The sequence below is a fragment of the Selenomonas dianae genome, assembly GCF_030644225.1.
Classification (GTDB): domain Bacteria; phylum Bacillota; class Negativicutes; order Selenomonadales; family Selenomonadaceae; genus Centipeda; species Centipeda dianae.
Genome location: NZ_CP128650.1, coordinates 2195704 through 2216513, shown reverse-complemented (window position 1 = coordinate 2216513; position 20810 = coordinate 2195704). Strand labels below are relative to the sequence as shown.

Below are 20810 nucleotides of genomic sequence, written 5' to 3'. Positions count from 1 at the left end.
TTCTGGCGAAGGAGCGATGTTCTGTGAAAAAAGCATTGATTACAGGGATTACAGGGCAGGACGGTTCGTACTTGACTGAGCTTTTGCTCGAAAAGGGCTATGAGGTGCACGGCATCATCCGTCGGCACAGTACGCCGTGTACGGCGCGGATCGATCATCTTCTGTCCGATGTACGGTACGATGGGCGGCTTTTCCTCCACTATGGCGATCTGACGGATTCGAGCAATGCACATACGCTGATTCGGGAGATTCGACCGGATGAGGTCTACAACCTCGCGGCACAGTCCCATGTCGCCGTATCGTTCGAAGTGCCGGAGTATACGGCGGAGGCGACGGGGGTCGGGACGCTCCGCCTGTTGGAGGCACTGCGGCAGAGCGGCCTGCCGATCCGGTTCTATCAGGCATCGACGTCGGAGCTTTTTGGCGGGCTTCCGGATACGGCGCCGCAGAGCGAGGCAACGCCGTTCTATCCGAAGTCGCCGTACGGCGCGGCAAAGCTCTACAGCTTCTGGATTACGAAGAACTACCGCGAGTCCTACGATATGTTCGCCGTGAACGGCATCCTCTTCAACCACGAGTCGCCGCGCCGTGGGGAGACCTTTGTCACACGCAAGATCACGCTTGCTGTTGCCCGTATTCTTGCAGGGAAGCAGGAAAAACTCTCGCTCGGGAATCTGGATGCAAAGCGCGACTGGGGCTTTGCGGGCGACTATGTCGAGGGGATGTGGCGGATGCTGCAACAGGATGCGCCCGACGACTATGTGCTTGCGACGAATGAGACGCATACGGTGCGTGAGTTTGCAGAACTGTCCTTCCGTGAGGCGGGCATTGAGATCGAATGGCGCGGCAGCGGTGTCGAGGAAAAGGGATACGATGCAAAGACGGGGCGACTGCTCGTCGATGTCAATCCGCGCTTTTTCCGTCCTGCCGAGGTGGAACTCCTATGGGGGAATCCGTCGAAGGCGGAGCGGGAACTCGGCTGGCGGCGCAAGGTGTCGTTCTCGGAGCTTGTCCGCATGATGGTCGAGGCGGATCGGGAGAAGTACGGGCACTGAACGTGCTGCGATAAGGAGAACGTATATGCACATTGTCCTGCTTTCGGGCGGCTCGGGGAAACGGCTCTGGCCGCTGTCGAACGACATTCGTTCCAAGCAGTTCATTCCGATCTTTCGCGGGCGTGACGGCTTGCGGCATTCGATGGCACAGCGTGTCTGCGGACAGGTGCGCCGCACGGTTTCGGATGTTTCTGTTACGGTAGCAACGTCAAAATCCCAAGTTTCGGCGATCCGCAATCAACTCGGCGATGCGATCGACATCTGCGTTGAACCGTGCCGCCGTGACACGTTCCCTGCGATCGCGCTCGTCAGCGCCTACCTGCATGATGTGAAAGGCGTTGGGCGCGATGAGGCTGTCGCCGTTTGTCCGGTTGATCCATACGTTGAGGATGCGTATTTCGCCTCCGTGCGGCGTTTGGCGCAGCTTGCCGCAGACGGTGCGGCGAATCTGATGCTCATGGGCATCGAGCCGACCTATCCGAGTGAGAAATACGGCTACATCATACCGCAGGACAAGGCGGAGGTGAGCCGCGTCCTCTCGTTTCGCGAAAAACCCGAGGAAGCCGCGGCAAAACGCTACATCGCGCAGGGGGCGCTCTGGAACAGCGGTGTATTCGCCTATCGTCTGGGGTATGTGCTAACGCGTGCGGATGCGCTGCTTGGATGCGCGGACTATGGGACGCTGTTTTCGACCTATGACCGCCTCGACAAGATCAGCTTTGACTATGCCGTTGCCGAGCGGGAGAAGAACATCGGCGTTCTGCGCTATGCGGGGGCATGGAAGGATCTCGGGACGTGGAACACACTGACGGAGGTCATGGAGGAAGCCGCGCTCGGCGATGTCACGATGGATGGAGGGTGTCGCAGTACCCACGTCGTCAACGAACTGGATGTCCCGATTCTCGTGATGGGCGGGCAGGATCTCATTGTCGCAGCGAGCCCCGAGGGCATCCTCGTGGCGGACAAGGCGGCATCAAGCCATATGAAACCCTATGTGGAGCGGATGCATCAGCCCGTCATGTTTGCGGAGAAGTCATGGGGGAGTTTCCGCATCATCGACGTGGAGGAGGGCAGTCTGACGATCAAGGTGACGCTGAATGCAGGGCACGCGATGAATTACCACAGTCACGAGCGACGACGTGAGATCTGGACCCTCGTGAGCGGCAGCGGAACGGTTCTGTTGGACGGCGAGGAGCGTGCTGTAGCAGCAGGGGATGTCATCGAAATTCCCGTGGGGATGAAGCACAAGATCAGCGCACGGGAGCGCATGGTGGTGATCGAAGTCCAGATCGGCGAGGACATTGTGAAAGAGGACAAGGTCAAGTGGGCGGAAGAGGTGTAGTATGATGATGGAAAAGGATGCGAAGATCTACGTCGCGGGGCATTGCGGCATGGTCGGCTCTGCGATCTGTCGGGAACTCGGGCGGCAGGGATATACGAACATCATAACGCGCACGCACGCACAGCTTGATCTGTGCCGGCAGGATGCCGTCGAAACATTTTTTGCGGAGGAAAAACCGTCGTATGTTTTTCTGGCGGCGGCAAAGGTCGGCGGAATACAAGCAAATTCGGAAGCCCCTGCCGACTTTATGTACCAAAATATGATGCTTGAGATGAACGTTATCCATGCAGCATGGCAGAATGGGTGCAGGAAATTGGAATTTCTCGGATCGTCCTGCATCTATCCGCGTCTTGCCCCGCAGCCGATGACGGAGGACTGCCTCTTAACTTCGTCGCTTGAGAAGACAAACGAGGCATATGCGCTTGCGAAGATCGCAGGGCTGAAGTACTGTACATACCTCAACAAACAGTACGCTGCGGACTATATCTCAGTCATGCCGACGAATCTCTACGGTCCGAATGACAACTATCATCCGGAGCACAGTCACGTCCTTCCCGCGCTCATCCGACGGTTTCATGAGGCAAAGGAAGCGGGTGCGCCGTCCGTGACCTGTTGGGGCGACGGATCGCCGCTGCGCGAGTTCCTCTATGTGGACGATCTCGCAAACCTCTGCGTTTTCCTGATGAACCACTACAGCGGAGACGAGACCGTCAACGCGGGGAGTGGCAGGGAAATCTCGATTCGAGGGCTCGCGGAGCTGGTTGCGCGTGTGGTGGACTATCGCGGAGAGATCCTGTGGGATACTACGAAACCGAACGGCACGCCGCGTAAGCTGCTCGATGTCTCCAAGGCGGCGGCGCTCGGCTGGCGGTACACAACGGAGCTTGCAGACGGGATTCGGCTTGCGTACGAAGATTTCTTGAACAATCCGATGCGTGCGGAGCGATGAAGGACTTTATCGTGCAGAACCATGCGTCAGGAGATGCCGAGGGCGTTCTTTTGTTCGTCGATGACAGTACAGTAGCAACACAAAACCCGCCGCACCAATCGGTGCGGCGGGTTTTGTGTATATAAGGAAGTGGAGAATGGATGGCGAAAATGGATTAAGCGAGCATGGAGCGGAGGAACCAGATCTGCTTTGCGTAGTTCGTGACATGATCCTCCATGAGGTTCGCAACGCCGAAGCAGTCGTGTGCATCGGCAGCCTTGCGGATCTCAAGTGCCTGGTCGCGGAGGAGTTCGAGATCCGCGAGCGTGATCTCAAGCGCCTTCTTCTGATCGACCGCCTCGTTGCCGAGTTCCTTGATCGTCGCAATTTCGAGGTAGCCCTTGAGGCTTGCAACCGGCTGTGCGCCCGCGATCTTCAGCAGCTCCGCCGTCTCGTCGAGCACATCCGCGAACGCATCGTAGAGCGATTCGAGGTACTCATGGACTGCCTTGAACTGCGAGCCGACAACGTTCCAGTGGAGGTTGTGCAGCTTGATGTAGCCGACGCCGATGTTGGCGATGTAGGTGTTGAGTGCATCGTTCAGGTTTGCATCATTTGCGTGTGACATAGTGAAAATCCCCTTTCATCATTTTGTACTGCAGACCCTTGAGGATCTGTTTCATATCCTGTTGACATGGGCTATTATAGTTCATATAGTGTTATTTGTCAATAGTAATTATTAAATAACTCTGCAAAAAATATCGACAAAAGATTTTGCTTGACAAAATCCACTCTTTATATATAATTCATATCAATAAAATATGTTATTGCAAAAAGAGAAGGGGAATATCCATGAGCGAGAAAAACTATCATTTTGAGACCCTACAGGTGCGCGTCGGACAGGAGGCGGCGGATCCCGTCACGGATGCGCGTGCGGTGCCGATCTATCAGACGACCTCGTACGTGTTCCACAATGCGCAGCACGCCGCCGACCGCTTTGCGCTCAAAGATCCGGGCTATATCTACGGGCGGCTCATGAATCCGACGCAGGATGTGTTCGAGAAGCGCATCGCGGCACTTGAGGGCGGTGCGGCGGCACTCGCGTTTGCCTCGGGAGCGGCGGCGATCACGGCGACGTTCCAAGGGCTCGCCCATGCGGGCGATCACATCGTCGCGCAGCAGACGATCTATGGCGGCTCATACAACCTCCTCGCGCATACGGTGAAGGAGTGGGGCATCGACGTGACCTTCGTCGATCCGAAGACGGGCGCACAGGGGGTTGCAGATGCGATCCGTCCGAATACGAAGTGTGTCTTTATCGAGACCGTCGGCAACCCGAACGCCGATCTCATCGACATCGAGGCGATCGCACAGGCGGCGCACGCGCAGGGCGTGCCTGTCGTCATCGACAACACCTTTGCCACGCCCTACCTCCTGCGCCCCATCGAGCACGGCGCGGACATCGTTGTGCACTCCGCGACGAAGTTCCTCGGCGGACACGGCGCGAGCCTCGGCGGCGTGATCGTCGACGGCGGCAAGTTCGACTGGAAGGCATCGGGACGCTTCCCGCACCTCACCGACCCGAACCCGAGCTATCACGGCGTGAGCTTTGTCGATGCGCTCGGCCCTGTCGCCTTTGCCGTCTACCTGCGTGCGCTCATCCTGCGCGACACGGGCGCGGCAATCGCACCACAGAGCGCGTTCTACTTCATCCACGGGCTTGAGACGCTGTCCCTGCGTGTCGAGCGTCACGTCGAGAATGCGCTGAAGATCGTGGACTTCCTCGCGAAGCACCCGAAAGTGGCAAAGGTCAACCATCCCTCCCTGCCCAACCATCCCGATCACGAGATCTACAAGCGGTATTTCCCGCACGGCGGCATCTCCATCTTTACGTTCGACATCGTGGGCGGACGTGAGGCGGCGTTCCGCTTTATCGACAAGCTGACCCTGTTCTCGCTGCTGGCGAACGTTGCGGACGTGAAGTCGCTCGTCATCCATCCCGCGACCACGACCCATTCGCAGATGAACGAAGCCGAGCTTGCCGCCTCCGGCATCGGCGAGGGAACGGTACGCCTCTCCATCGGCATCGAGCACGTCGACGATCTGATTGCGGATCTTGAGGAGGCGCTCGCCGCAGTGTGAGCCGTTTTTCCGTAAAAAGATACCTCTGTACGAAGGTTTTCCATCGTGCAGAGGTATTTTTTATGTTATAATGATTTTATAGGAATCGCTGATAAAATAGACCCTCAGATTGGCGTAGATTTTTTCGTCCGAACAAGAAGGCAAACCGGACGCATAGCCAAAGCTATGTGGAGGATCGCGGGCACAGTGCGGGCAAAAAAGATGCGTCAAGATGGCGCGGCTGAATTTATCAGTGCTTCCCTAGGTGGGGCGCGCCGGACGTCCTTCGTAGAAAAAGTCCTTGCCAACGCGCCCCTCACTGTGCTATAATGCGTCATGTCGCATAAGCGCATGGAGAGGTGTCCGAGTGGTCGAAGGTGCTTGACTCGAAATCAAGTGTGGTGATGAGCCACCGTGGGTTCGAATCCCACCCTCTCTGCCAGTAAAATCAAGGCTTCGTGGAGATTTCCACGAAGCCTTTTCTGTGTCCATTTTGGGGTGAAAAACAGGATTTTGGGCACACGAGATTTTGAAAATGGATTTTATGGTGCTCGAAATGAGGGGAACTGACATAAAAAACGAGGATGCCGTGCAGCATCCTCGCATTCGTTTGTGCATCACTTTTTGAAGAAGTATACGAGAAAAGTGATGTAGACTTCCCTTTAGAGGAGTGCCGGATATTTTGATTGTTCATCCTTTGCAATTCGCAGCACATCCATCGCAGCCTCGGCGGTGATGCCAAGATTCTGGGTTGGCTCCTCGATAGGACAAAAATCTGCACCAATCTGACGGATTTTAGTTTATCCGTGGTTTCCTTACGTCTTTTCACGTATTCATCGCCCGTATTTTGGCGCATTGCTCAGGGGGAAGGGCGAGCTTGCCGCGATCGAGGGAGAGGAGACCCTCTGCACGAAGGCGGTCAACGCTGCGGTTGACCGTCTTTAGGCTCGTGCCGATGGCATCGGCAATGTCCTGTCGGCGCATGGGGAACCGCACGGCGACATCGCATGCGGGCAGGTTCTTTTGCAGATAGGAGAGGAGGCGCGATTGAACCGTCATGTATTTGATCTGACCGTATTCGTCCGAGATCGGCCAAGATTTTCGTGCGATCATACAGGCGACGGCAAACGCTGCTCCCGCGTCGCGTTGGAGCCACGCGGCGAACGCGTCGATGCTGACGGCAAGCAGATCGCACACCGTCTCCGCCTCACACGTCGCGGCGTAGTACGGCGTGCCTGCAAGGGCCTCGTACTCGCCGAGGAATGTAGGCGGGTCGACAATGGCAAACACATACCGATCGCCGCTTGAGAACTCGTTGATGATGCGCACGCGCCCCGCAAGGAGGATGTAGACCGTGTCGGCATGCGTCCCCTTGCAGCGGATGATCTCGTCGGGCTGGAAAGTGAGCGGCCGCGCAACGCGCAGCAGGTGTGGCGGTATCTCGGGGAACGACGGTAACAGCATGATGCCTCTCCTCTCAGTACAGGTTCTTTCCAGTGTCTACGTCAAATTTTACGGACATGCGTGCTCCACGCAAACACTTAGTTGTGCAAGCGTTCGTGTGCTTGTACGCTCAAATACCGCTGGACTTCTTAAACGCGCTGCGCTTGAACGAAAGAAGTCCAACGGGGCGTACCGCACAAGCGGTCAACGTCATCCAATCACACATCGCTAACGCTCGTGTTCTTGGGACGTTTTCCCATGTGACCTGTTACCCAATCAGCTTCGTCCTGTGGACTTGCTTCTTGGACAGGTCAGTATTTTCTCGCTTGCTCCACTAGGGTTTGTTTAGGAGCATCGCCATCCTCATTTTTCCGTAACATTTATCATAGAACCTCTTTTCATTTTAACGAAAAAAAGCGCGCTGAAAAGTCATGTGTCCTTTTTTTCGTTTGGCGCATTTGATACAATCAAAAAAGAAAGGGGAATGCGGTATGAGTTCAGAGAACGTGCAGAGCAGACGCGTGGAAGTGATGGCAGGGCTGACATCGTTCTTTGCCATCTCGTACATCATCATCGTCAATCCGCTGATTCTTGCGGACGGCGGGATCCCGGCGGAACTGAGCGTGTTCGCAACGATATTCGCCTCGGCGATTGGGTGTCTGCTGATGGCACTCTGGGCGGATGCGCCGATCATCTTGACCCCCGGCATGGGGATCAATGCGTTCTTCACATATACCGTCGTGACGAACATGGGGTTCCGTTGGCAGGAGGCACTTGCCATCTCGCTCGTTTCGGCACTCATCTTCTTCGCACTGGCGGTGACGCGCGCGGGCAGGGTTCTGGCAGATGCTGTGCCGAAATCGCTGAAATACGCAGTGACGGCGGGCATCGGGTTGTTCCTCGTGGAGATTGGACTGGAGAAGGCGGAGCTGATCCGTGCCGGCGAGAACTCGATCCTCGCGCTCGGTGATCTGCAAAATCCGTCTGCGCAGCTCGCGCTCCTCGGTCTTGTGTTGAGCCTGCTGTTCTACCAGCGGCGGGTGAAGGGCGGCTTTTTCATCGCCATCCTCATTGTGACGGTCATCGTCAATGTGTTCGACCTCGTCCACGCGAATACGATTGAGATTGATATGACGCGGCTCGGCGAGTACGGCGCACTGCTCTTTGCGGAGGACTTCTCCGCCGTGCTGACGATTTCGTTCTGGCTTGCGGTATTCTCGATGACGATGATCCTCGTCTTTGAGTCCATCGGATTGCTCGAAGGGCTGCTGCCCGATACGGAGAAGTTTCGCAACGCGTTCCGCGCCTCGTCGCTGACAGCGGTGCTGTCCTCGGTACTTGGGACGAGCCCGACAGTTGCTGCCGCTGAGAGTGCGGCGGGCATCGTAGAGGGTGGGCGGCGCGGACTGACGGCACTCGTCGGCGGTGCCCTGTTCCTGCTCACGCTCGTATTCATCCCCCTGCTCGCCTACGTTCCGCAGACGGCCGTTGCGCCGGTCATCATCATCACAGGCGCCCTGATGATGCAGCAGCTTGAAAATATCCACTTTCAGGATTTCTCAGAGTGGTTCCCGGCGTTCCTCATCATCGTACTCATCCCGCTGACGAACAGCATCTCGACGGGCTTGGCGTTCGGCTTCGCCGCGCATCCGATGATGAAGCTGTTCACGGGGCGCCGGCGCGAGCTTGGCACGCTCTCCTACGTCCTCGGTGCACTGTTCCTCCTGCAGCTCATCTTTGAGGCGGTGCAGTGAGTATAGGTCATAGACCGCTATGTCGGTTTTCGATAAATGTTCTCCACAGTTTATGAAAGAGAGGTACACATCATGCCAACCCCACACATTGCAGCTGCAAAGGGCGAAGTCGCCGAGCGCATTCTCCTGCCGGGTGACCCGCTCCGCGCCAAGTACATCGCTGAGAACTTCCTCGAAGGGGCGAAAGAGTACACGAACATCCGCAACATCCTCGGCTACACCGGCACGTACAAGGGGCATCCCATCTCCGTGCAGGGAACGGGCATGGGGATGCCGTCGATCTCCATCTACGTCAACGAGCTCATCCGCGAGTACGGCTGCAAGACGCTGATCCGCATCGGCAGCTGCGGCGCATGCCACAAGGATATCCACATCCGCGACGTCCTCATCGCGCAGGCGACGACGACCGATTCCTCCATGCCGCGCAACATCTTCGGCTCTGCGGTCAACTTTGCACCGGTCGCGAACTTCGATCTGCTGCGCTCCGCATATCAGGCCGCCGTCGACAAAGGCATCGCCGTGCGCGTTGGAAATGTGATGTCGCAGGATCGCTTCTACGACGACGAACTCGACATCCACAAGCTCGCGAGCTACGGTGTCCTCGGTCTGGAGATGGAGGCGGCGGCACTCTACCTCATCGCGGCGAAGTTCGGCGTGCGTGCGCTCGCACTCTTTACCGTCAGCGACGAGCCGCCTTCCACGGCAGAGGAACGTCAGACATCGTTCAGCGAGATGATCGAGATTGCACTGGAGGCGTCGATTGCCTAGGGAATCGCTGATAAAATGAAGTCCGCCAGATTAGTGCAGATTTTTTGTTCTGTCAAGAAGACAAACCGGACGCATAGCAAGAGCTATGTGGAGGATTTGTCGACACAGACAGAGCGAAAAAGATGCGCTAAGATGGTGGTGCAGAATTTATCAGTGCTTCCCTAATTATAGGAGGAGATAGCAATGACCAGTATCAAACGCGTATTTCTGATCGTCCTCGACAGCTTCGGCATCGGGTGTGCTCCGGACGCAGCAGACTTCGGCGATGGGCGCTGCAACACGCTCGCATCGCTGACGACATCGCCGGAGCTGCACGCGCCGAACCTCACAAAGCTCGGCCTGTTTAACATCGACGGCGTCGGCTGCGGCACGCCCGCAGACAGCCCCATCGGTACTTTTGCACGACTGCGGGAGCTCTCGCGCGGCAAGGACACGACGATCGGACACTGGGAAATCGCAGGCATCGTCTCCGAGCAGCCCATGCCCACGTATCCGAACGGATTCCCGATGGAGATCCTCACGCGGCTCTCGGCGGCGTGTGACGGGAAGAAAATCCTCTGCAACAAGCCCTACTCCGGCACGCAGGTCATCCACGACTACGGGCGCGAGCAGGAGGAGACGGGCGGGCTCATCGTCTACACGTCGGCGGACAGCGTGCTGCAGATCGCAGCGAACGAGGCCGATGTCCCCGTCGAGCGTCTCTATGACTACTGCCGTGCGGCACGCGGGATCATGCAGGGCGAGCACGGCGTCGGACGCATCATTGCACGGCCGTATGTCGGCAGCTATCCGAACTATGAGCGCACAGCGCACCGTCACGACTTCTCCCTCGACCCCACGGGCGAGACGATGATGGACGCGCTCATGCGGCAGGGGCATGAGGTCATCGCCGTCGGCAAGATCAGCGACATCTTTGCGGGGCGCGGCGTCACGCGCAGCACGGGGGTCAACGAGAACAACGCCGACGGTATGGAAAAGACACTGCGCATTCAGCAGGAGGACTTCACGGGGCTGTGCTTCGTCAACCTCGTCGATTTCGACATGACGTATGGACACAGGCGCGACATCGCAGGCTATGCGCGCGCGACAACGGAGTTCGACGTGCAGCTCGGCACATTCATGGAGCATATGCGCGAGGACGATGTTCTGATGATTACGGCCGACCACGGCTGCGACCCCGGTGCCCCCGGCACGGATCACACGCGTGAGTACGTGCCGCTTCTCGTCTACGGCGCACAGATCCGCAAGGGGGTCAACCTCGGGACGTACCCGACCTTCGCCATGATCGGCGCGACGGTGTCAGATATGTTCGGTGCGGGGCTGACGACGAAGGGCGAGAGCCTGCTGCCGCGCATTCTTGCACACTGAGGAGGATCGACCCATGCGCATGTATGACCTGATTACGAAGAAAAAGCATGGCGGCACACTCACTGCCGAGGAGCTGCGCTATATGGTCGAAGGCTATGTCGCGGGCGAGATTCCCGACTACCAGATGTCCGCCATGCTGATGGCAATCTGGTTCAACGGCATGACGGCACAGGAGACGACGGAGCTGACGATTGCAATGGCGGACTCGGGCGACCGTGTCGACCTCTCGGCGATTGCCGGCAAAAAGGTGGACAAGCACTCCACCGGCGGCGTCGGCGACAAGACGACGCTCATCTGCGCCCCGATTGTCGCCGCCTGCGGTGGGCGCGTCGCGAAGATGAGCGGTCGCGGTCTTGGGCACACGGGCGGCACCGTGGACAAACTGGAGGCCATCCCCGGCTATGAGACGGCGATTTCGCGCGAAAAATTCTTCTCCATCGTGAACGAGTGCGGCGTGTCCGTCATCGGGCAGTCGGGCAACCTCGCGCCGGCGGACAAGAAACTCTACGCACTGCGCGACGTGACGGCGACGGTCGACGCGATCCCGCTGATCGCGTCCTCGATCATGAGCAAGAAGCTCGCCGCCGGCTCGGACTGCATTCTGCTCGATGTCAAGACGGGCTCGGGCGCATTCATGAAGACGCTCGACGATGCCATCGCGCTTGCACAGACGATGGTCGCCATCGGCGAGGGCGCAGGACGGCGCACCGTCGCACTGATTACCGACATGGACACGCCGCTCGGACTCGGCATCGGCAACAGCATCGAGGTCGCGGAGTCGATGGACGTGCTGCGCGGCAAAGGACCGCATGACCTGACGGAGGTGTCGCTCCAACTCGCGGAGAATATGCTCTACCTCGTCGGCAAGGGCACGATTGAGGAGTGCCGCCGCATGGCGGAGCAGTCGATTGCAGACGGGTCGGCGTTCGAGACATTCTGTACGATGGTGCGGCGGCAGGGCGGTGATGATGCCGTCCTGCGCGACGCCTCGAAATTCCCGCAGGCGGCCGTGCAGGTGCAGATCCGCGCGAACGCAGACGGCTACATCACGGCCATGGACGCGGAGAAAATCGGCGCGGTGAGCGTCGTGCTCGGTGCGGGGCGTGAGACGAAGGACAGTCCGATTGATTTCGCCGCCGGTCTCATCCTGCACAAGAAGTACGGCGACGCAGTGAAGTCGGACGATGTCATCGCAACGCTCTACACGGACAGCACACAGCGCGGCGACAGCGCGGCGCAGCTCTACCGCGCGGCGATTACCATCGGCACAGAGGAGCCGCCCGTCCGTCCGCTCGTCTATGCCCGTGTGGAGAAAGACAAGGTCGTTCGATACTAAGCATAAATTCCTATGGGGGGGCGTATGTTTTTCTTCGTCAACTTGCTCGGCCTTGTTGTGTTCCTCGGAATCGGTGTACTCGCCTCACGGAACCGCAAGGAGATCCAGTGGCGTTCGGTCGCCTCTCTGCTCACGCTGAACCTCATGCTCGCGTGGTTTCTGACCTCGTTCGAGATCGGGCGCGAGATGATTACAGCCGCTGCGGCCGGATTCACGGAGCTGATCAACATCTCGTACGTCGGCATCGCGTTCGTGTTCCCCGACTGGGTCAACGTGCCGCAGATGAACTTCTTCGCTGCGGCACTGCTGCCGATCCTCTTCGTTGTGCCGATGTTTGACATCCTCACGTATTTCGGCATTTTGCCGTTCGTCATTCGTTGGATTGGCAAACTGCTCACATTTCTCACGCGCGCGCCGAAGTTCGAGTCGTTCTTCGCCATCGAGATGATGTTTCTCGACAACACGGAGGCACTCGCCGTGTCGAAACTCCAGCTCATGAAGATGAGCAAGGAACGCGTGCTGACCATCGGCCTCATGTCGATGAGCTGCGTGACGGCGGCACTCATCGCCGTCTATGTCAAGATGATGCCGGCGGAGTATGTCGTCACGGCAATCCCGCTGAATGTCATCAACGCGCTGCTCGTCTCCTCGCTCCTCCATCCCGTGAAGGTTGCGCCGGAGGAGGATACGATTGCAACGATCCACGAGGGAGGGGGGCGCGAGCCGTTCTTCTCCTACCTTGCGGAGTCGATCATCGGCGCAGGACGCCTCGTGCTCATCATCTGTGCGAACGTCATCGCCATCGTTGCGCTGCTCAAGTGCGTTGACCTCCTTCTCGGCGTGCTGCACCCATCGCTCTCGCTTGAGCTCATCCTCGGCGTCGTGCTGTTCCCATTCGCGTGGCTGCTTGGGCTTGCGCCGGCAGAGGCATTCCAGATTGCGCAGTACATGGGGACGAAGTTCATCACGAACGAGTTTGTCGTCATGCTGCAGATCTAGGATGTCGTCCGGACGTGGCCCGCGCATATGCAGGCTGTGATGACCGTGTTCATTACGTCATTCGCCAACCTCGGGACAATCGGCATCATCCTCGGCTGCTTTAAGGGGCTCGTTGACAGCGAGAGCAACACGATCGTCGCGCGCAACGTGTCCTACATGATACTCTCCGGATTGCTGGTCTCCCTGCTGTCTGCCGCCATCTGCGGATTGTTTGTCTGGTAGGTGAAACAAAAAAGGCACCGCTGCAAATCATGGGGGCTGCTGTACGAAATAAACGTGCAGCAGCCCCTTTTTGTGTGTGCAATTGGAATCAGTGTTTCTTGCGGAACTCTGCCATAAATGCCGCGAGTTTTTCAACGCCGGCGAGTGGCATGGCGTTGTAGATGGAGGCGCGCATACCGCCGACGCTGCGGTGTCCCTTGATGCCCGCAAGTCCCTGCTCGCTTGCGCGTGCGACGAAGTCTTTTTCAAGGGATTCGCTTGCGAGGCGGAAGGTGACGTTCATGCGCGAGCGGCTGCCCTTTTCTGCGTGTCCGCGATAGAATCCGTCCGATGCGTCGATGGCATCGTAGAGGAGGGCGGCTTTCTTCGCGTTCGTTTCGCCCATGGCGGCGAGGCCGCCGTGCTCCTTGATCCAACGGACGGTTTTGCCGACCATGTAGATGGCGAAGACGGGCGGGGTGTTGTAGAGGGAGTCGTTCTTTTGGAAGGTGCTGTAGCGCAGCATGGTTGGGAGCTCGGCGGGGGTGTTTTCGAGCAGTTTCTTTTTGGCGACGTTCAGGACGACACCCGCAGGACCGAGGTTCTTCTGCACGCCCGCATAGATGAAGTCGTAGGAGGAAAAGTCCCACGGGCGCGAGAGGATGTCGGAGGACATATCGGCAAAGAGGGGGACATCGCCGGTCTCGGGGGTGTAGTGGTACTCCGTGCCGTAGATGGTGTTGTTGAGGCAGAGGTGGAGGTAGGCGGCGTCGGGGGCGATGCGGATTTCGTTCGGACGCGGGACGCGCACGTAGTTCTCCTCCTTCGTCGAGGCGGCGACGGTGCCGACCCCGAGTTTTACAGCCTCCTCGTATGCCTTTTCGGAGAAGCTGCCCGAGAGCAGGTAGCTGCCGGGATGCGTCTCGGTGGCGAAGTTGAGCGGGATGAGGGCGAAGGTCTGGCTTGCGCCGCCGGCGGTAAAGACGACATCGTAGTCGTCGCCGAGCCCCATGAGCTCTTTGATGTCCGCCTTTGTCTGCTGATGCACCTCGTCGTAGGCGGGGGAGCGGTGGCTGATTTCGAGGATGGACATACCTGTGCCGTTAAAGTTCAGGAGCTCCGCCTGTACCTCTCTCAGAACGTCCTCGGGCAGGACGGCGGGACCGGGGTTGAAGTTATAAATGCGTTCGTTCATGGTATTTCTCCCTCTGTGTCTATTATTCTTCGGGTGGTGCTTCCGTTCGCGTCATGCGGATCTGGGCGACGCGTGCGCGATCCATGCGCAGAACTTCGAAGGTGTATGCGTCCCATGTGCAGGTCTCGCCGACCTTCGGGATGCGGCCAATCTGGGCGGTGACGAAGCCGCCGAGGGTGTGGAAGTGGTCGTGATCCTCGTCGGGCAGATCGCCTGTGCCGAACTCCTCCTTGAACTCGTCGATGGGGAAGAGGCCGTCAAAGACCCAGTTCGCCGTCTCCTCTGCGCCGGTTCGCGTGCCGGTGGGGGCATCGCCTGTCGCGCTGCCGATGATCTCCTCCATGATGTCGCCCATGGTGATGAAGCCGACGACACCGCCGTACTCGTCGAGGACGACCGCCTCGTGAATCGCACCTGTGCGGAATTTCTCAAGGACACGCAACCCCTCCATGGTGCGCGGGACGAAGAGCGGCTTCCGAATGTAGTCCGCAAGGTCGAGCTCCGCGCCACCCAAGACGGCGTCGAGGAGTTCCTTTGCGTAGACGACCCCGCGAAAATCGTCGAGGTTCTCGTACGCGACGGGGAATACGTCGTGTTCTGCCGCACGGATGACGCGCAGCTGCTCGGCGCGTGTCTCGGCGAGGTCGATCCACGCGATCTGTGTGCGCGGGGTCATGAGGGCGGAGGCGGTCTGGTCGCTCATGTGAAAGATGCGGTCGACCATGTCCTGTTCCGCCTTTTCAAAGGTGCCGTCCTCCGTACCCTGCTCCATGAGATCCTTGACGGCATCCTCCGTGACGGAGGCGCGGTTCTCGGGATTGATGCCGACGAGGAGGAGGATGCCGCGTGAAACGGAGACGAGTGCCGCGCTCGGCAGTGCCGTGAGGCGCGTGAGCAGACGGATCGAGCGGTGGCTGCGCATGAGGATGTCCTCGGGATCCTGCAGGGCGATCTGCTTGGGCAGGAAGTCGCCGAAGAGCAGGGTCAGCGCGGTCATGACGAGGATGCTGAGAACGAGCGCGGCAGCAAAGACCTCCATGCCGGGGAGGAGCTTTGCGAGAAATCTGCCGAAGGTGGGCGCGACGAGGAGACCGATGCCAAGCCCCATGAGGAGACTGGTGCAGGTGACGCCCGCCTGTGCCATGGCGAGCGGCGGCGCGGGATGTTCGAGGAGGGCGAGTGCCGCCGCCGCATCCTTGTCGCCGTCACCCTCAAGGCGTTCGAGCCGTCCGCGATGGGATGCGGTGAGCGCGGTCTCGATCTGCGCGAAGTAGGCGTTCGCCGAGAGGCAGACGATGAGCAGGATGAGTGCAAAAAGATCGGATAGGGAACTGTCCAAGGGTGTATGCAGCTCCTTTCAAAAATATAGAGATTCGCTTGTATTGTAGCACAGCGGCGCGGAAATGTCATTTCCCATCCACAACAATGTTCGTCAGTCCGAAATACTGCTTCGCGCCGTCGGCGGTTACGCCGTTGTCCCAGTCCTCGTAGAATACATGGCGCAGGGCGCGGTTCGTGGTTCGGATGGGAGCGAAATGCACAACGGTTTCGCCGCGTGCGCGCGCCGCCTTGATGGCGGCGATGCGCGCCGCATCCTCCGCGCTCATCTCGTGCGTGATGAGGAGGGCGGCTGCTGCGGTGTAGGCGACGAGCAGCGCCGCCGCCGTGCGGAGGAGCAGTCCGCCGCGCGGGCAGAGGGCGGCGCGGACGGCAGGGTCGTTGAGGAGTGCCAGTGCAGCCGTGATGAACATGGCGGCGGAGCTGAACGTCGCGCGCCCCGGGAAGGTCGGTGCGGCGAGCATGACGAAGTTGTTGCCGAGACCGAGGAGCATGAGCACCGCCGCATAGCGTGCGGCGGGATAGGTGCGCAGCACCGTGCAGGCGGGGACACGCGATGCCGCCGCACGGATGGCGGCAGAGGTCAGCCCGAGCCGCTGCTTGAGGCGAGCGTAGCAGAGCAGCAGGGCGCACCAGTAGATCGCCATTTCCTCGAAGCCATTCATCACGTTTGTAAAGAGGTGGATCGTCTTTGGTTTTGTGAACCCCAGCGGCGTAAGCACGCCGCCGATCACGGCCTCGCGGATGCCCGACGCGACCCATCCGCCTGTGAAATAGGAAACGGTGAGGAGTGCGAGCACGGCGGTCAGGAGGATCATGCCTTTGCCTGCGGACGCGGCAGGCGGCATTTCTCCGCCCGCGAGGCTGCGGCGATAGAGCCGCCATGCCGTCAGGATGAGGAGGAGGACGGGCAGGAGGTAGAGCATCATCTCACCCTGCCCCGCGAACTGGTTGCCGATGTGCAGGAGGATTCCCTTGCCCGTACCCTGCTCATCGTAGCGGACGTAGTTGCCGGGCGCGGCGACGAGCAGGATCAGCCCCGTGAGCGCACCAAGCGCGCCGGAGAGCATCCACGGCGGGAGGAATCCGTGCCGTTTCCACGCATACAGAACCGCACCGAACGTGACAAGGACGACGGTCACGGCGAGGTTTTCGATTGACCAGCTGCCGAGCAGCCCCACGAAGAACATCGGGAGCACCGCCCACGTGTGCCGTCTGCGTTCGCCCGCACAGAGCCTGCGCAGACCGATGTTGTACGGCAGGAGACTGAGCAGCCCGAACACTGCCGACCAGAGGTAGACGGTCGCGCCACATTTCCAGATCGTCACCTCGGCAAAATGCGGGAGGCAGAGCCATGCGAGGACAAACGCGGCGGCGATGAGATCGGGGCGCTCATGGACGGCGATGCTGCGCCGCGCGTGCATCACGAGCAGCAGGACGAGCAGGAGGAATACCAGCGCGTTCGCAATGTCAAAGGGGAGCTTGCCCGCGAGCAGCAGCGCATCGAGGAAGAAGAAGGAGACCATGCGCCCGCCGTGCTCGAAATAGTGGCGCAGGAGCGAGTCGAATACATCGGCAAATGTGGTGATGTGAACGCCCGTGTGCCAGATCATCGAATAGTCGTAGTCGTCACGGTGCAGCGGCATAAAGTAGTTGAGCGCGAACATCAGCGAGAAGATCAAAAGTGCGGTCAGTGCCGTACGACAGGTATGGTTCTGCATAGATCCTCCTCACGGTACAAGTGCATGAAAATTGACCGCCGCCGCACCCGATGCGGTGAGTGCGTCGCGTACGGCGGACGATGTGACGGCGGCCAGCTCCGCTTCGAAATCGTGCTGCCAGAGGCAGTCGCGCACGAGTACGGCATTGTCCGTGCCGGGGTGGAGCATGACCTCGGTCGCGCCTTCTCTGAGAGACGCCGCTATCTCTGTGAGTGTCGCCGTATTTACCGCCTCGCCCGCAACGATGCCGGCGAAGTGATCGGGCGTGCGGATGCCGCGCCGCCGCGCCTTTGCCGCCGCACGGCGGGCGAGTACGGCAAGCCCCACGCGTCCGATGAGCTGCCCGATGCCGCCGAAGTTTCCCGCAAAGAGCGGCGCACGCGGCGCACGCATGGCGGGGATCTGCGCCGACGCGCAGAGATCGAGCACGATGTCGAGCACGCCCGGCAGGACGTGCATATGCTGGTGACTGTCCGCGTGCGTCGGATGGATCCCCGCCGCCTCGACACGCCGCAGCTGCGCGGCGAGTTCCGCACGCACCTCATCAAGACGCACTGCGCCGCGCAGAAGGCGCACGGCAAACGCCGTATGATCGTCGACAAATACGCCCGTCTCCGTCACGAGCGACGGGATCTCAGCGGGTGGCAGGACGGGCTGTCCGTTCACGAGCGTCAGATGGATGCCGACCCCGAGCGCCGGGCTGCGTGCGGCAAGCGCTGCCGCATCGTCGAACGCCGCGCCGCCCGGCATGAGCGTCGCCGAGCGCAGCACGCCGTCCGCGACCCCGCGCTCGACCGCGCGGTTGATGAGCGTGTGCCGCCCGAAATCGTCCGCATTTACGATAATTAGTTTCAATATATTTTTCCTCTGTGTTTTCAGTATCGCATGATCGTCTATCATACCGTATCATTAGAATGGTGATTTGTCAAAAGCAATGATGAATGGAAACGAGGTGTTTGCGTGGAGTACGCATAGGGATGCTGTCACTGATATTTTTCGACAAAAAATATGAAATTACCTTTTCTATATAGGCCTTTTGTAGTAAAATAGTGTAGAAAACCTATCGGTTGCAAAGGAGTATTACATGATCGTTGAAATCATCAGCGTCGGCACGGAGCTGCTCATGGGCAGCATCGTCAACACGAACGCACAGCATATCGCCAAAAAACTCACGCATATGGGACTGGACGCGTACTATCAGACTGTCGTGGGCGACAACCCCGAGCGGCTGCGCAGTGCGCTCGACATCGCGTACACGCGCGCGGACTGCGTCATCACGACAGGCGGGCTTGGTCCCACGAAGGACGATCTGACGAAGGAGATGCTCATCTCGTATTTCGGCTGCGTACCCGTCGAGGATGCGGAGACGCTGCGTCGTCTGGAGGAACGCGCGGCAAAGCGCGGTGTCCCTCTCTCGGACAGTATGCGCAAACAGGCGACCGTCCCCGCGGGCGCGATCGTCCTCCGGAACGACCACGGCACAGCACCCGGCGTGATCATCGAGAAGGACGGCAGGGCGTGCATCATGCTCCCGGGACCGCCGAAGGAGATGGTGCCGATGTTCGAAACGGCGTGTGATGTCTTTTTGCGCGGGAAAAGCGACAAGGTTTTTGTTTCTATGAACATCAAGCTGTATTCGATGGCGGAAAAGGGACTGCCCGTCGGGGAGTCGCCCGTCGCCGACCGCCTCGGCGCACTCGTCGATGGGGAGAATCCGACCGTTGCGACCTATGCGAAGGCGGACGGGTGTCTCGTGCGCGTCACGGCGGCAGCACCGACGCGTGAGGAAGCACGGCAGCTGCTCGCACCGACGCTTGCGGCTGTGCGTGAGGCAATCGGTTCGGAATACATCAGACATATGGAAGAGGACTAAATGCGATTTGGGGGATTCGGGCGGGGCGTTGGGGCGCTCCTTGCCGTTTTGATGATGCTGACCGCCATGCCGGCTGCGGCGGGCGCAAAAACAGTGCCGCGCCACAGTGCGCAGATCACGGGGGAGGCGAAGCGTGCCATGCAGGAGATCACGGCGGAGATGCAGCGCATTCCGCCGCAGGAGGCGACGCCGGAGACGGTGCTCCTGCGCTGGGAACCCGTTTCGGGTGCGGTGCGCTATGCCGTGCGCGTTCTGCGTGCGGAGCCGGACGGGCGTATGTCCGTGATTGAAACAATGGAGCGTGTCTATACGACGGGACTTCACCTCCCGCTGTTGGCGTATGGTACGGCGGACGGCCTCTACTGGAGCGTGCAGCCGCTGGACTACGACGGCGTGCCGCTCGGGCGGGCATCCGAGCCGCGTTCGGTACGCGGGGAGACGGCGCAGTCCCCTGCGCCTGTGCTCACCGACGAGTACGCGGAAATGCCGTATGCGCCGCTCTACCCGGTCTATTCGTGGATCCCGCTCGCGGGGCAGCGACATCATGAGGTCGAGGTCTACCGCCGTACGGCGGACGCCGATCGCTACCTGCACACCTTGCAGGCGAATGAGTATGATGTCTATGACGAGATGCCGTTTACCGTGCCCGGCATCTATCTCTATCGCGTGCGCGGCGTGACGCAGGAGGGCGAGCCGCTCTCGGCGTGGTCGGACTATGGGACGTTCACCGTCGCAGAACCCGTGCCGATCGCGGCGCTCGGGGACAGCATCACGCACGGCGGCGGCGCGATCACAACGCCGCCCTCGTACCGCATCTATGACTGGGAGACGTACTGCTCCGTTCCCGTGAAGAATCTCGGTCACAGCGGCGATACAACGGCGGCGATGCTGGCGCGGTTTGAGCACGACGTACTGCCCTTTGCCCCGCGCGTCCTCCTCATCATGGGCGGGGTCAACGACTACCGTGTCGGCATTGACGCGGCAAAGAGCGTGGACAATCTCATCGCCCTGCGTGAAAAATGCGCTGCGCACGGCATCACGCCGGTTTTCCTGACCCCGACGCCCATCCGCCCCGCGCTGATGACCGCACGCATGGACATCACGCCGCCGCCGGAGGACTGGTACGAGCATCAGGAATACATCAATGACTGGGTCATGCAGCAGGAGTTCCACATCGAGGTTGCACGCACCCTCGCAGACGCGCACAGCGAACTTGAGGCGGAGTACACGACCGACGGTCTGCATCCCGATCTCATGGGCAAGAAATACATCGGCGAACGCGTGGATGCGTATCTGCGCGAACACTTTGCCTTCGCGGCGGGGGCGGCCGAGCGGCGCGTGCGGATGCTGAAAGCAGATGGGAAATAA

General features: G+C 59.7%; 17 protein-coding genes, 1 tRNA gene and 1 pseudogene. 13 read left to right on the top strand and 6 right to left on the bottom strand.

The window, feature by feature from the left end:
• Positions 1 to 23 precede the first annotated feature (23 nt).
• From gmd to QU667_RS10725, 3 genes are read left to right on the top strand one after another with little or no spacing between them, the layout of a single operon-like run.
• Positions 24 to 1055, top strand: a complete 1032-nt coding sequence (gene gmd, locus QU667_RS10735; RefSeq protein ID WP_304987161.1) for a GDP-mannose 4,6-dehydratase — start codon at positions 24 to 26, stop codon at positions 1053 to 1055.
• Positions 1056 to 1080: 25 nt separating this feature from the next.
• Positions 1081 to 2397 (top strand): sugar phosphate nucleotidyltransferase, encoded by a 1317-nt coding sequence (locus QU667_RS10730; RefSeq protein ID WP_304987160.1) that lies wholly within the window; start codon positions 1081 to 1083, stop codon positions 2395 to 2397.
• Positions 2398 to 2401: 4 nt separating this feature from the next.
• Positions 2402 to 3346, top strand: a complete 945-nt coding sequence (locus QU667_RS10725; protein WP_304988457.1) for a GDP-L-fucose synthase family protein — start codon at positions 2402 to 2404, stop codon at positions 3344 to 3346.
• A 154-nt stretch (positions 3347 to 3500) separates the two neighbouring features.
• Here QU667_RS10725 and QU667_RS10720 read toward each other — a convergent pair whose 3' ends face one another.
• The gene (locus QU667_RS10720; RefSeq protein WP_304987159.1) at positions 3501 to 3953 is read right to left on the bottom strand and encodes a Dps family protein; all 453 of its coding nucleotides are present in this window, start codon (positions 3951 to 3953) and stop codon (positions 3501 to 3503) included.
• A gap of 224 nt (positions 3954 to 4177) precedes the next feature.
• Here QU667_RS10720 and QU667_RS10715 point away from each other — a divergent pair, with 224 nt between their 5' ends.
• Positions 4178 to 5467 (top strand): O-acetylhomoserine aminocarboxypropyltransferase/cysteine synthase family protein, encoded by a 1290-nt coding sequence (locus QU667_RS10715; RefSeq protein ID WP_304987158.1) that lies wholly within the window; start codon positions 4178 to 4180, stop codon positions 5465 to 5467.
• A gap of 332 nt (positions 5468 to 5799) precedes the next feature.
• Positions 5800 to 5888: transfer RNA gene (locus QU667_RS10705), tRNA-Ser, on the top strand.
• Positions 5889 to 6271: 383 nt separating this feature from the next.
• Here the strand turns inward: QU667_RS10705 and QU667_RS10700 are convergent.
• Positions 6272 to 6910: a Crp/Fnr family transcriptional regulator gene (locus QU667_RS10700; protein WP_304987157.1), complete on the bottom strand. Its 639-nt coding sequence runs from the start codon at positions 6908 to 6910 to the stop codon at positions 6272 to 6274.
• A 470-nt stretch (positions 6911 to 7380) separates the two neighbouring features.
• Between QU667_RS10700 and QU667_RS10695 the strand changes: the two genes are divergently transcribed.
• The 6 genes and pseudogenes from QU667_RS10695 to QU667_RS10670 all read left to right on the top strand — a co-directional run bounded on the left by QU667_RS10695 (position 7381) and on the right by QU667_RS10670 (position 13336).
• Entirely contained in the window at positions 7381 to 8643 is a 1263-nt protein-coding gene (locus tag QU667_RS10695) for an NCS2 family permease (RefSeq protein ID WP_304987156.1), read from the top strand.
• 72 nt (positions 8644 to 8715) lie between these two features.
• The gene (gene deoD, locus QU667_RS10690; RefSeq protein WP_304987155.1) at positions 8716 to 9411 is read left to right on the top strand and encodes a purine-nucleoside phosphorylase; all 696 of its coding nucleotides are present in this window, start codon (positions 8716 to 8718) and stop codon (positions 9409 to 9411) included.
• 15 nt (positions 9412 to 9426) lie between these two features.
• On the top strand, positions 9427 to 9576 hold the full coding sequence (locus QU667_RS10685; RefSeq protein ID WP_304987154.1) for a secretion protein HlyD: 150 nt from the start codon (positions 9427 to 9429) through the stop codon (positions 9574 to 9576).
• An 18-nt stretch (positions 9577 to 9594) separates the two neighbouring features.
• The gene (locus QU667_RS10680) at positions 9595 to 10779 is read left to right on the top strand and encodes a phosphopentomutase (protein WP_304987153.1); all 1185 of its coding nucleotides are present in this window, start codon (positions 9595 to 9597) and stop codon (positions 10777 to 10779) included.
• A gap of 13 nt (positions 10780 to 10792) precedes the next feature.
• On the top strand, positions 10793 to 12115 hold the full coding sequence (locus QU667_RS10675; RefSeq protein WP_304987152.1) for a pyrimidine-nucleoside phosphorylase: 1323 nt from the start codon (positions 10793 to 10795) through the stop codon (positions 12113 to 12115).
• A gap of 12 nt (positions 12116 to 12127) precedes the next feature.
• Positions 12128 to 13336 (top strand): annotated as a pseudogene (locus QU667_RS10670) (NupC/NupG family nucleoside CNT transporter).
• Between the two features lie 88 nt (positions 13337 to 13424).
• Here QU667_RS10670 and serC read toward each other — a convergent pair.
• From serC to QU667_RS10650, 4 genes are all read right to left on the bottom strand, one after another.
• Positions 13425 to 14510, bottom strand: a complete 1086-nt coding sequence (gene serC / locus QU667_RS10665) for a 3-phosphoserine/phosphohydroxythreonine transaminase (RefSeq protein ID WP_304987151.1) — start codon at positions 14508 to 14510, stop codon at positions 13425 to 13427.
• Positions 14511 to 14532: 22 nt separating this feature from the next.
• Complete coding sequence (locus tag QU667_RS10660; RefSeq protein ID WP_304987150.1) at positions 14533 to 15849, bottom strand: hemolysin family protein; 1317 nt, start codon at positions 15847 to 15849, stop codon at positions 14533 to 14535.
• Positions 15850 to 15916: 67 nt separating this feature from the next.
• Positions 15917 to 17569: a DUF3329 domain-containing protein gene (locus QU667_RS10655; RefSeq protein WP_304987149.1), complete on the bottom strand. Its 1653-nt coding sequence runs from the start codon at positions 17567 to 17569 to the stop codon at positions 15917 to 15919.
• Positions 17570 to 17578: 9 nt separating this feature from the next.
• Entirely contained in the window at positions 17579 to 18424 is an 846-nt protein-coding gene (locus QU667_RS10650) for a ChbG/HpnK family deacetylase (protein WP_304987148.1), read from the bottom strand.
• 229 nt (positions 18425 to 18653) lie between these two features.
• Between QU667_RS10650 and QU667_RS10645 the strand changes: the two genes are divergently transcribed.
• A complete protein-coding gene (locus tag QU667_RS10645) occupies positions 18654 to 19442 on the top strand; it encodes a molybdopterin-binding protein (RefSeq protein WP_304987147.1) in 789 nt (262 codons plus the stop codon).
• Complete coding sequence (locus QU667_RS10640; RefSeq protein ID WP_304987146.1) at positions 19443 to 20810, top strand: SGNH/GDSL hydrolase family protein; 1368 nt, start codon at positions 19443 to 19445, stop codon at positions 20808 to 20810. It begins immediately after the preceding gene.